This is a genomic window from Paraburkholderia sp. BGA-UO-ETr-F12, assembly GCF_059567945.1.
In genome coordinates this window covers 25647-37768 of sequence record NZ_JCAQOZ010000009.1, presented here as the reverse complement: position 1 = coordinate 37768, position 12122 = coordinate 25647, and the positions used below count along the sequence as shown (strand labels likewise).

Annotated in this window: 13 protein-coding genes; 2 read left to right on the top strand and 11 right to left on the bottom strand. The window is 62.8% G+C overall.

Going from position 1 to position 12122, the window contains the following annotated elements:
• Positions 1-450: a DUF2844 domain-containing protein gene (locus AC57B6_RS02700; RefSeq protein WP_030100089.1), complete on the bottom strand. Its 450-nt coding sequence runs from the start codon at positions 448-450 to the stop codon at positions 1-3.
• 557 nt (positions 451-1007) lie between these two features.
• The gene (gene phaP / locus AC57B6_RS02695; RefSeq protein WP_028198383.1) at positions 1008-1433 is read right to left on the bottom strand and encodes a phasin family protein; all 426 of its coding nucleotides are present in this window, start codon (positions 1431-1433) and stop codon (positions 1008-1010) included.
• A gap of 353 nt (positions 1434-1786) precedes the next feature.
• Here phaP and AC57B6_RS02690 point away from each other — a divergent pair, with 353 nt between their 5' ends.
• Both AC57B6_RS02690 and AC57B6_RS02685 read left to right on the top strand, forming a co-directional pair.
• Positions 1787-2251 (top strand): invasion associated locus B family protein, encoded by a 465-nt coding sequence (locus tag AC57B6_RS02690; RefSeq protein ID WP_030100088.1) that lies wholly within the window; start codon positions 1787-1789, stop codon positions 2249-2251.
• 566 nt (positions 2252-2817) lie between these two features.
• Entirely contained in the window at positions 2818-3588 is a 771-nt protein-coding gene (locus tag AC57B6_RS02685; RefSeq protein WP_496420652.1) for a DUF4410 domain-containing protein, read from the top strand.
• Positions 3589-3870: 282 nt separating this feature from the next.
• On the opposite strand, the gene AC57B6_RS02680 is transcribed toward AC57B6_RS02685, so the two are convergent.
• The 9 genes from AC57B6_RS02680 to AC57B6_RS02640 all read right to left on the bottom strand — a co-directional run bounded on the left by AC57B6_RS02680 (position 3871) and on the right by AC57B6_RS02640 (position 12120).
• Positions 3871-4548, bottom strand: a complete 678-nt coding sequence (locus AC57B6_RS02680) for a hypothetical protein (protein ID WP_496420651.1) — start codon at positions 4546-4548, stop codon at positions 3871-3873.
• 97 nt (positions 4549-4645) lie between these two features.
• A complete protein-coding gene (locus AC57B6_RS02675; RefSeq protein WP_496420650.1) occupies positions 4646-5962 on the bottom strand; it encodes a pilus assembly protein TadG-related protein in 1317 nt (438 codons plus the stop codon).
• A 41-nt stretch (positions 5963-6003) separates the two neighbouring features.
• The gene (locus tag AC57B6_RS02670) at positions 6004-6459 is read right to left on the bottom strand and encodes a TadE/TadG family type IV pilus assembly protein (protein WP_046572614.1); all 456 of its coding nucleotides are present in this window, start codon (positions 6457-6459) and stop codon (positions 6004-6006) included.
• 77 nt (positions 6460-6536) lie between these two features.
• The gene (locus AC57B6_RS02665) at positions 6537-6989 is read right to left on the bottom strand and encodes a TadE/TadG family type IV pilus assembly protein (protein WP_035519543.1); all 453 of its coding nucleotides are present in this window, start codon (positions 6987-6989) and stop codon (positions 6537-6539) included.
• A gap of 91 nt (positions 6990-7080) precedes the next feature.
• The gene (locus tag AC57B6_RS02660) at positions 7081-8052 is read right to left on the bottom strand and encodes a type II secretion system F family protein (protein WP_030100082.1); all 972 of its coding nucleotides are present in this window, start codon (positions 8050-8052) and stop codon (positions 7081-7083) included.
• 48 nt (positions 8053-8100) lie between these two features.
• Positions 8101-9078, bottom strand: coding sequence for a type II secretion system F family protein (locus AC57B6_RS02655; RefSeq protein ID WP_144193992.1), 978 nt, complete (start codon positions 9076-9078; stop codon positions 8101-8103).
• A 52-nt stretch (positions 9079-9130) separates the two neighbouring features.
• Complete coding sequence (locus tag AC57B6_RS02650; protein WP_028198391.1) at positions 9131-10498, bottom strand: TadA family conjugal transfer-associated ATPase; 1368 nt, start codon at positions 10496-10498, stop codon at positions 9131-9133.
• Between the two features lie 17 nt (positions 10499-10515).
• Complete coding sequence (locus tag AC57B6_RS02645; RefSeq protein ID WP_028198392.1) at positions 10516-11724, bottom strand: CpaE/TadZ family protein; 1209 nt, start codon at positions 11722-11724, stop codon at positions 10516-10518.
• 81 nt (positions 11725-11805) lie between these two features.
• Complete coding sequence (locus AC57B6_RS02640) at positions 11806-12120, bottom strand: hypothetical protein (protein ID WP_028198393.1); 315 nt, start codon at positions 12118-12120, stop codon at positions 11806-11808.
• Positions 12121-12122: the final 2 nt, after the last annotated feature.

Here is a 12122-nt window from a genome sequence, read left to right as displayed (position 1 = left end):
TTATTGAATGACGCTGGCATCGACGCCCGCGGGCATCGCTTGCGGCAGATAGGCATAACCGGCGAACGCGCGCAGGTGGCCGCCCGAGTACACCACCAGGTCGCTGCTGGACACCGCGAGCGGCGTGCCGCGGCGGGTTGCGGTAGCGGCGACGTATTGGTCGAACGAAGCACCCAGCACGGACTTCAGATCCGGCAGCGTCGGGCCTTCCCACGCGACACCGAAGACGATGCCGTTGGGCGCGACGTACTCGCGCACCAGCGTGCCGGACGGCATCGTAATCAGGTGTACCGAATACGCGCGTTGAGCCGTGGCCGTATGAGCCACGGCGTGAAGGTGCGTCAGATCGCTGTCGACAGTGCTGACGTTCTGGCCAAGCGTGGCATGTGCGGCAAACGACAGCGCGCAGCCGGCCCCGAGCATTGCGCAAGCAATGCCTGTAGTGAGCATCGGTTTCAAGAGATTTCCTTCGAGGTGAAACGCTCGTGACCGGCAGGTCAGCCGATCACGAACGGGAATTCAGGGGCGCACTCCGGACCGGCGGTGCCGGTAGGGCATTCACACCGGTTGGGTTGCGTGAATGCGTCTACGGAGTGGCGGCGCGAAACTTTAGGCAGCGCGAAGCGGCGCGGCAATCGTTTGCGGGATGATTTAAACCTTCGGCGAGCACACTGCCGTTCGAACCTGTTTGATCAATGCAGACCGGATCGCCAACGGGCGGTGCTCGGACGCCTATTTTCCCGCTGCAAGCCGTTTAAAGCGAACACACGCAAAAAATAACAGGGCCGCAGCAGAAAAATGTCAATGCGTGCCGCATGAGGCGAACGATGTAAGCGGACACTGAATAATTCGCATCGAACCGCCTGTTTCCTCTGACAATTAAGGCGCCCAGGCGGCAAAAAAAATGCCGCGGATAACTTGAGGTCATCCACGGCATCCAGTGCTTCATTACGACATCTGCAGGTCACGCCGAATCCGGATCGCGCGATCCGGCGCGGCTGCGTTCGTTACTTTTTCTGCTGCTGCAAGAGTGACTTCAACTCCTGCACGTTTTCTTCCACGCGTTTTGCGATCACCGCATACGACTCAGCTTGCGTCTGATACGCGGCCTGCGCCAACTGCTGCATATCGGCGAGCGATTTATGCAGGCTTTGCTGGATCAGTTCGGCAGCTTTCGCGGGAGGCGCTGCGCCGCCTGCCGACAATTGCCCCGTGAGCGACTGCAATTCGCCCAGCGTGGCGCGCAGCATCTCGGTCTGTTTTTGCGCGAGCGACTGCATGCCCTGGAAAGCAGTCTGATTCGCCTGAACCAGTGCTTCCACGTCCTTGCGTCGCGCTTCCATGATGGCGGGTACGTCGAAGCCGGGGAGCTTGAACTGCTCCAGCATTTTGGTGAAATCGCCAAACGGATTGGCGGCGTCAGGTCGGTCCATGCGAAATCCTCCTTAACGGTTGAATACTCGCCCGCGATGCATCGCCGCGATGGGTTTCTGCGGCTCAAACACCCGTGGCGTCGTGTGCGCCGCACTTCCCGCAGAGGCTTGCCGCATCTGGGGTCGGACGGCACATTGGGTCAATCATGCGCCATCCGGCCACATTGCGCCAGCGGGCACACCCTGGCGCCGCCGGTCTGCGTGGCCGGCCGTGCCACGATTCGGTCACGCGGCATGCAAGGCGCGGTAAGCTACGCGGCAGTTTCAGTAACCCGGCGAAGCGCCGTCTCGACTATCGTTGCCGATGTGCTCGCGCACTGTCGCGCCGGCACTGTCTCGATGGGAGCGAGATCATGAAAAAAGGCTGGATAAGCGCGGCACTGACCGCCGTTGTTAGCGTGGCCGCGACCGGCGCGCTGGCTCAGGAAGCGGCTCCGCCGCAGCCCGCACCGCTTCACACGCAGGGGGAACCGCCGCACGGTGACGGCCCACGCGACCCACGCGGACCACACTGGCAGCATGAACCGAAAGGCCCCGGTTTCGCGGTGATCAACGATCTGGAACAGCTGCGCCGCCTCTATGCAATGAGCGGGCGTGAAGGCGAGATCGTGGCTGTGTATCACGATGTGTTGAGCAAGACGCAAGATCCTATGCTGCGCCACTATGTGTACGATTCGCTGGCCCGCGAGCAGTTGAAACCGGCCAACGCCGATCAGGCGATCGCCACGCTGCGTACCAGTCTGTCGGAAGACCTCGTCTCGGCGAACAAGTCGCCGCGCGGCCTGCCGCCTGGAACGCCAGCGCCTGTGCCGCAATAAAGCGCAGCAGACTCCGCAACCGAAGCATCACGCGTTCGAACGCCAGTTCGAACCTCGATCGCTGAAAACGCTTCCGCCAGAAAGCAGCGCAACCGTTCGGTGCGCTGCGTTAGCTTTCGCACATAGCCGCCATTCTGCCTACTTTTCATCTTCCCCCAGGTGATTAGGATTAGAGCACCGCAACGCTAGTGCCTGGTGAATCATGCGCTACCCGATGGACATGGCCGTCGCCGCTGCTCTTCTTGTCCTCGTTCTCCTTTGCATCATCGAGCTCGCCTTGGTGTGATGCCTCGCGCCGTTGTTCGCAACTCGTCCCGACCTAGCCTCCCGCGCTGCATTTTCGCTGTGACATAGCACGAAACAATTGTTGAGTGGAGTTCGCCAGGTCACTCGCCCATACTTCGTTTCGCTGCCGGTGCGTACCAAAAAGACGCATGAGATCAAGGGTGCTTTGCGCGAAATAGCGCGTGTGAATGCCCTCCCGACGATCAACGATCCCACGGTTGCCCGATCGTCGTAAGAGGCGTTCGAACACAACGGCACCGGGTGCCGACGACAGGATGAACATGTTGACTTCAGTGAGTTTCCTCAAAAAGAATGCCGCTCGTTTTGCATGCGTTGCAATGGTCTGCGGCAGCGCGCTCCTCACCGGCTGCGCCGGCGGCAGCATCAACAATGCGACTCAAAGCAGCGTGGAGCCGCAGGTGCGCCCCGACAACATTTATGTCTACACCTTCGACAGCAGTCCGGAGCAGGTGAAGCTGGACAACGGCGGTATGCTGAAAAAATTGAAAGCGCAACTCGACGGTTCGTCCACCGCGCAAAAGCAAACCGCCGATGCGATCGCCGTGCGCGAGCAGGTCGCCAACGAAATCGTTCAGCAGTTGCAATCGATGGGGCTGCGCGCGATTCGCTCGGACGTCCCCGCCCCCGCCGACCAGAACGTGCTGCTCGTACAAGGCAGCTTCAACACGATCGACGCCGGCAATCGCCGCCGCCGCGTGCTGATCGGCCTGGGCGCCGGCAAGAGCGAGGTGAGCAGTTCGGTGCAGATTCTGTACAAGCCGGCGGGCGGCACCGCAAGGCTGGTGCAAAGTTTCAACGCCAGCGGCGACAGCGGCAAGGCACCCGGCATGGCAGAAACTGCCGGGGTGGGCGCGGCGGTGGGCAGCATCGCGACTTCCGCGGCCGTGGGCGGTGGCTTGCACGCCATGTCCGAATCCAAAAAGACCGGAGTTTCAGCCGACGCCACACGCCTCGCCGACGCGGTCGTCAAACAGGTGGCGCAAATCGGCGTCAGCGGAGGCTGGCTCTCGACGCAGCACGTCAAAGGTTAAGCGCGGCGCCGTCAGGGTTTTCAGCAGAAAGCGGCTGCGGTTTTTGAGGCTGTCGCGGGAAAGTGATCCGTTCGCGCGTGCTGTCGCGCACCGCCGCTCAACACACGGCCGACGACGAATAAATTTCGTCCGTCACCATCCGGCAATATGCCGATGCGATGATGCCGGCTCGTACCCGCCCCTTGCGGCTCGAGAACGTGCAGCCGGATGCGCTGCAGTCCGACACCGCCCGGGGCGGGCACGCCTCGCGCAAACCTTGCAAGCGGGCCAGCACGCCCAGCTTTAACTTTTCGCGGGACGCCCCGTCTTCACCGTTTCGAGCGACGACATCGCCGCAAGCAGGCGCTGCGGCGCTGCCGATTCCAGCATGATCAGACCGGCTCGCAGCAACTCGCTCTTCTTGACCGACACGCCGGCTTCGAGGCACTTCTGCTTGAGCGACGCGATCCTGTCGTAATCCGATTTCGGCATCGTGAAGCTGTCGCGCACGACTTTCTCTTTCTTCGGCTGCTTGGCCTTCCTGGCTTCAGGTGTGCTGGCCGGCGCGGCTTCGGCAGTGGCCGAACGCTTCGGTTTAGCCGCCTTCCTGCCGGCGGCCAGCGCCTCCACTGCGGCCGGGCTCTTTGCTTTCGCCGTTTTCTTGACAACAGGCGCAGCTTCCGCCGATGCCGAGCGCTTCGCCTTCGCAGCCTTCTTCACTTCAGGCGCGGCTTCCACCGGCGCCGCACGCCTCGCTTTGGCAGCCTTCCTGGGCGCAGGCGCGGCTTCGGCGGCTGCCGGGCGCTTCGCTTTGGCCTCTTTCCTGACGGCCGGCGCTGCTTCTGCCACCGCTTCTGCCACTGCTTTTGCCGCCGGCTCCGGCGCGGCTACCGGCTGCGCGCCTTCCGCCGCGTGCTTGGCCGAACTCTTGGGGAAATTGAATGACTTCCTGGTGTGCTCTTTGGTGACGGGTGCCGACATGCTTACCTCCGCAGTTATAATGGTATAAACAGTATATACCGTTTATTCGCGACTCGGAGCGGACCATGGAGCGCCGTGCGACGTCCCCGACCGGCACTCAGGATGCATTCAGCGGGATCAACCTCGGCTTCGTCAGGCTGTATGCGATCTGCCCAAACAGCGTATTCAGGCTGTTGGTTCCGCCCGCGGCGTTGGCGCAGGTGTCGGAATAGAAATACGACGAGTTAGTCGCAATCGATTCCATCGTGTTGCAGGCGGTGAGTTTATCGTTACCGTCACCACAACTCGGCGCCGACGCGGCCTCGCCACCCAGATAAGCCACCGTGTAGATCAAGGTGCCTGTGTTGTTCTTGATGGCCGACGCCGCGTTGATGGCCGCCTGACATTCACTTCCATAGGTGCTGCTGTAGGTACTACCCAGTTGGCTCGTCGTGGAAGACGCGATCCCGTCGCTGAGCAGGATAATCACGTTCTGTCCCGGCGGACTCTCCGTTGCGGCCGTGGCGGCCAGAGACGTTTGCGCCGCCGTGATCGCCTGGGCGTAGAACGTGCCTAATCCACCGGGCGCAGGCAAACCGCCGCAACTTCCGCCACCCAGCGCCTGCACGATAGCGGAGCCGGTATTCGCTTGCTGGTTGCTGCCCAGATAGCCTGAACTCGCGGAAGCGTACTGATAGCTGGCACCCGAAGCCGAATAACTGCCGGCAATAGTCGCTGAATTTCCGCTGCACGAGAAGTTGTACGTCGACGATGTTTGTGGCGGAAACGCCATCAATCCCACCTTGTCGCCGACGTTGGTCAGGCCCGTGAGCAATTTCAGCGCGCCCGCTTCGGCGCACTGCAACCTCGTCTGCGCGACGCCTTTTGAATTCTTGCAGTTGCTGTCGGTCGTGGTGCTCATCGATCTCGTGGTGTCGAGGACGATCATGACGTTATAGAGCGCGGGCTCTGCGCCGCCTCCCGCCCCTGCTACCGACGTCGCACTGATTGTTTGCGAGTTCATGCCGAAGACTTTGGCGAAGAAAAGTGGCACGCTCGCCTGCTGCGTCACCTTGATGCCGTTGTATCCGGATGCCGCCTGTTTGTACGGCAGCGTGACGCTGGACAAGGTCAGGCCGGTTACCGTGGCAGTCGCCGGGTTGACGCCGCCCGGCATGGTATTGCCTTGCCCCGCCGTGAACGCCTGTGCGTCGCTGGCAGCCGTTGCCCACGGTTTGGTCCAGAGATCCACCGCGCCGGCCAGCGCCGCGGCATCCGTAGCGCTCTGCAGTCGCCTCTGGCTGTATGCCAGATAGCCGTAGTCGACAGCCAGCGACGCAAACCCCAGCAGAACGACCAGAGAAATCGCGACGACAACGGAGACAGCGCCACGCTGGTCCGCCGGCGCGGCGCGAAGCCTAAGATTCTTCTTCATGATGCACGCCCTCCCAAACTGTCGGTCCGGTTCCTCTGCGCCTATTGCACGCGCTCCGCTGCCGTGGCATTGAGCGCGGTCGGCATCATCGAATAGAGACCGGACAAAGCCCCTTTAAACAGGGGCGAAAAATTGCTGTAGGTCACGGTAACGGCGGCGGTCGCCACAGCCGATCCGCTGGCGGCGCTGGTCAGGTCTGCTGCGCAAGCCGCGTCGCTTGTGCAGTTGCCGCCGTTTACCGTGGCGGTGATCGACAGGTTGCCAGTGTTCAGCACCGCTGCCGACGTTTGCACCTGGGCTTGCGTTCCCGAATAGGGCGTGGACGTGCCGCGCTGCGACGCGAAATAGCGCGCGCCCGCCGATGCCGCGTTGGCGACCATGACGTAATTGCCAAGCAGCCAGCCGAACTGCGCGAGACCTAGTGCAATCACGAGGAGCACCGGAACGACGAGCGCAAATTCGACCGCCGCAATGCCTTGCTGTTTCTTGTGCGTCATGACCGCCTCCAGTTCATGAACACGCCGCGACAGCCGCCAGGACCGGCGCGTGACCGAAGCTCGCGTTTGCAAGAGTTTCATTGCACGAGCTCCGACATGTTCGCGCTCAAGCTGGACGGCATGATGGACTTGAGACCGTACAATGCCCCGCCGAACAGCGGTGCAAATGCGTATCCGAGCGACACGCGCGCCTCGGTTCCCGCGGTCGGCGCCTGAGTGGACGTCCCCAGCGCGCTTGCGCACGTGCTGTCGCTCGAACAGGTCGTGCCGCCGACGCTCATGGTGATGGTCAGCGCGCTCTTCAGTACCGCGGTCGATGCGAGTATGGCCTGCTGCGTATCCGAATACGGTGTGGCGTAGCCACGCTCCGAGGCAAGCTGGTGGGCGCCGAGCGACGCCGCATTCGTCAGCATCACGTAGTTGCTCATCAGCCAGCCGAATTGCACCGTGCCGAACAGGCACGCCAGCAGAATCGGCAACACAAGGGCAAATTCCACGGCGGCCCCGCCGCGCTGATTCTTCCGTTTCATAGACCCTCCCCAATCGTCGTCCGACGCGTCAAGACTCCGGAGCACGCCCGCTCGATGGCGCGTGGCGGACTGTTTTGCGAACGCGCCACCGTCATCCCCCCGAACCCGTCATGCTGGGAAGCAGAACCCGGTAGATGTGGATCATGGCCGGCCCCATCAGCACGACGAGGAGCGCAGGGAAGATGCAGAAAATCAGCGGAAACAACAGCTTCAGCGCTATCTTGGCGGCCTTTTCTTCGGCGCGCATCCGCCGCCGGGTACGCAGCGTGTCGGACAGCACTCGCAGTGACGCACCCACGCTCGTCCCAAAGCGTTCTGCCTGAATCAGCATCGCGCTGAAGGAATCGATATCCTCGACGCCCGTGCGCAGCGAAAAATTGCGCAGGGCCTTTTCCTTGGAGAAGCCGGAGCGCATTTCAAGCAACATCAGCTCAAGCTCGCTCGCCACCACCGGGCTGCGCAATCTGATCTCGTCGCCCACCTTCATCAGCGACGCATCCAGACCCAGGCCCGCCTCGACGCAAACGGTCAGCAGATCGAGCGTGTCGGGAAAGTCTTCCACCAGCACGCGTTTGCGCCAGGCAATGCGGCGCATCAACACCAGGTTGGGCAAGTACAAACCGATTGCGCCGAGCGCGGTCAGGAGGATCAGGCGCTCGAAAGTCGTCGCGGCGCTCGCCGTGCCGACGAGCCAAAGCAACGCGAGCGATGGCAGGGCGATCGCCAGCGCGGTCTTGGCGGCGAAATAGATCGGGGCCGCCCCCGGCGAACGCCAACCGGCATTGGTGAGATGCAGACGCAGTGCGGATTGCTCCCAACCGTCCTTTGGCACCGACAGTTTCGAAATGGGCTCTGACATCTCCGCGATCTTTTCGAACCAGGAGACATCGGGCGCTTCCGGGCTACTATCAGCCCCGAAAGCGATATTCGCGCCGCCTGCCTGCTCGATCCGGCGCCGCAGATCATGCGGCGCGACAAGATGCATTGCGCCGAATACGGCGGCGAATACAACGGCGAACACGCCGGCCAGCAACAGGATCTGTGTGGCGTTTAGCGTCTGCATGATTTCTCCCCGATAACGTGTCGTGCACTCTGTCGCGAGCCGGCGGCACTACACCCGGATCTTGACGACGCGCCGCATCCAGAGCGCGCCGAACAGCATGGATACGAGCACCGTCGCAAGCATTTTTATTCCCGCCGGGTCTTGCCAAAGGACATCGAGAAAACCGGGATTGCCCAGCATCATCAGCACGCCGGTCCCGAACGGCAGCAAGCCAAGCACCCAGGCGGACATCCTGCCTTCGGCAGAAAGGACGCGAACCTTGTCGAACAGCTTGAATCGCTCGCGAATCAGGGCAGCGATGCTGTCCAGCACTTCCGAGAGATTGCCGCCCGTCTCGCGCTGAATCACGACCGCGATCACGAAATAGCGCAGGTCCCGGATCGGCACGCGCGTGGCAAGGTTCGTCAAGGCTTCACTGATCGACACGCCATAGTTGATCTCGTCGAAGGTGATACGGAACTCGCCGCTCATCGGCTCCGAGAACTCGGTGCCCACCATGTCGATCGCGCCGGTAAAGGCATGTCCCGAACGCAGCGCGCGGGCCAGCATGTCGCAAACGTCGGGCAGTTGCCGCTCCAGCAGGCGAATGCGCTTGTTGCGGCGGCGCTGCACATACAGGACCGGCAACATGGCGGAGAGCGCCGCGCCGATTGCGGTGAAGAGCAGCGGCACCGCGAACAGCATGCCCGCGAGCAGGACGAGCGGCGGCAGCACGGCACAGGTGCCGATGAGCCGGGCGACCGTCCACGTCACGCCGGACTGCTGCAGGAACAGGTCGATGGCATGCACACGCGGCATCTGCAGCAGAAGCCGCGCGGGCAGCGACGAGCCGGCCAGCATGCGGGTCTTGAGAATCGAGAGCCGCTCGGCACTGACCTGTCCACCCGCGGACACTGCGCGAATCCGTGAATCGACGCGGCGCGCAACCGGTCCGTGCCGGCTGTTCCAGTATTCGTACGCGCCTTCCAGCGCCAGCGCCACGGCAACGAACAGCAGAATGATCGACGCATAAAAGATCGGGGTCATGCGAGTCTCCTCAAGCACCGTGTGAACGGATCGGGCGCTGAAACCATGCACGTCATGTCGTTTCGAAGCGCCGGGCCGGATCGTAGACATGCTCCGAGGGCGCGACACCGAACGCCTGCAAGCGCTCGGCAAACTTCGGCCGCACGCCGGTCGCGCTGAAGTACCCGCGAACGCATCCCTTCGCATCGACGCCGGAGCGCTTGAAAACGAAGATTTCCTGCATGTTGATCATGTCGCCTTCCATGCCGGTCAACTCCGAAATGCTGACGATCTTGCGGCGGCCGTCGGTGAGCCGCGTGGCCTGCACGACCACCGAAATCGCCGAGGCAATCTGCTGGCGCATGGTCTTGGTCGGCAGCGAAAGGCCGCCCAGGTTGATCATGTTTTCCAGCCGCGTGAGCGCGTCGCGCGGGGTATTGGCGTGTATCGTGGACAGCGAACCCTCGTGCCCGGTGTTCATCGCGTTGAGCATGTCGAGCGCCTCGGCGCCGCGCACTTCGCCCAGAATGATGCGGTCAGGGCGCATGCGCAGCGCGTTGCGCACCAGCGTGCGCTGCGTAATCTCACCGCGCCCTTCGATATTCGGCGAGCGGGTTTCCAGTCTCAGCACATGCTCCTGGCGCAGTTGCAGCTCGGCGGCATCTTCGATCGTGACAATGCGTTCGTCGCCGGGAATGAAACCCGACAGGACGTTCAGCAGCGTGGTCTTGCCGCTGCCCGTGCCGCCCGACACCAGAATGTTCACCTTGGCGCGCGCCAGTGCATCGAGTACTTCCGCCATCGGCGGCGTCAGACTTTGCAGTTCGACGAGGTCGGACACCTGCAGGGGATTGGCGGCGAAACGTCGGATCGACAGCAACGGACCGTCGACGGCGCACGGCCGGATGATCGCGTTGACGCGCGAGCCGTCCGGAAGACGCGCATCGACCATGGGGCTCGATTCATCGATATGCCGTCCAACGCCGGAGACGATTTTCTCGATCACCTTCATCAGATGCGCGTCGTCGTAGAAGGTCACATCGGTGGCTTCGAGGCGCCCTCTTCTCTCGACGTAGGTATGGCGGTACGTATTCACCAGAATGTCGGATACGGTCGGGTCGCGCAGCAGCACTTCCAGCGGTCCGAAGCCGAACATCTCGTCGTGCACGTCGACCACCAGTTGTCTGCGTTCGAGATCGTTGGCCGGTGCTTTCTGATCTTCCAGAATGCGCCCGATAAGCGCGGCGATCTCCTGGCGAACCTGTTCAGGCGGCATGCGCGAAAGACGCTCCAGCTCGACGCGATCGAGCACGGCTTGATGCACCTCGCGTTTCAGCTTCTGGTACGCGGCGCGCATCATGCCGGCCTGCGGGTTCGACGGGTCGGATACGTCGCCCAAAGGCTGGACGCGTTGCGCGGAAATCTGCTCACGAAGCGACATGATGGTCCCCTTTGGCCTTACATCATTTCAAGTTTCGGCGGCGCCTGACGACCCAGCAGCCGCGAGAACACGGACGTGCGGCTGGCACGTCCCCGGCCCGGCGTCGACGCGCCGTCGACGATGTTTTCCGCGAGCGTCTGCAAGGCGCGCGATACGCCGCTCGCACGGGCGGTCTGCGAAACCGGCAGTCCCTGATTCATGGCGTCGGACACGACCACCGGGTCCTCCGGAATGACCTGCCAGGCCCGCATGCCCAGCACCTGCTCGAGCGCCGAGCGGGCGCGTTCGGCCTGACGCGTATAGCGGTTCAGCAGCAGCCGCATCTGGTCGGGCGCATAACCGAGCGAGCCGAGAATTTCCTGCAGCCTGCGGCCGGCCCGGACATGCGGCATGCTCGCCTGCAGCACGATATGAATCTGTTCGCTGCTGTCGAGCGCATGCATCGACAGTTGATTGATGGTCTGCCCGAGGTCGAAGATCACGAAGTCGTAACGCGGCACGGCAACGCCCAGAATCCATTCGAGGCGGTCTTCCTTGAGTTCGGCGGCTTTGATCGGATCGCCCGCGCCCGCCAGAATGTGGAAGTTGTCGGTGACGTGCACGAGGCTCGCGTCGAAAAACGCGATATCCATGCGCTCGATCTGCGAACAGACCTGCGGCAACGTCGAGGGGGGCGTTTCGTCGGATACGAGGAAAGCGGCGTCGGCGAATTGCTGGTTGAGGTCGATCAGCAAGACCCGCTTCTGAGCGAGCTGCGCAATCGCGTGCGCGACGTTGCAGGCAATGAAGCTGGTGCCCGTCCCGCCCTTGCACGACATGAACGACAGGATGCGGGTTTCGCGCGTGCTGCCGGGCACGCACTGGGTCTGCGCGCGCCGCAGTGCGACACCCAGTTGGTGCGGATCGAGCGGCCAGCCGAGGACGTCGCGAAAGCCCGCGCGCATCGCCGCGATCAAGGTCTGCGACGACGTATCGGGCGTCACCAGGATACAGGTGAGCCGTGTATGGGCGTGGTGCAGCGTCTCGACCGCGGAGAGCTCGACATCGCTCAGCGACTCGGCGTCGACGATCAGGACATCGAAAGCCTCGAGACTGTCGCCCCGCTCGCCAAGCCTTGACGGCCTGCCGCTCGCGCGGGTGGTCCGGCAACCGCCGCATTCGCCGATCAGACGCACGATCTGGGCGAGCCGCGCGCTGTCTTCAGAGAGAGCCAGGACATTGATCATGATGTTCTCAAATGGACAAACCAGGGTAACGGGCGAGCGTTGACGTCAGCGAGGCATGACGTGCGCCCACCCGCAAGGCGCTCACTGACCGCCGGAGCCGCCGCCATTGCCGCTGCCGATGCCGATCACGAAAGCATTCGGGCTGATGACAGGTTGCTGGAACGACTTGTCGTAAGCCTCCTGTGCCGCCACGGCCGCCTTGCCGTCGACGCCCGGCGCCGACGGTGCATGCTCGCCCGCGTGCGGATCGATGATCTGCATCTGCGCAGCCATGCGCGCCGCTTCGCCAAAATGCTCGTCCCACACGGGCGTGCTCGTCATGCAACCGGCCAGCGCCACGCCAAGCGTCAGCGCGAGAGCCGCGCGAGCTGTCAAAACGAAATGTTCGAGTTTCATGA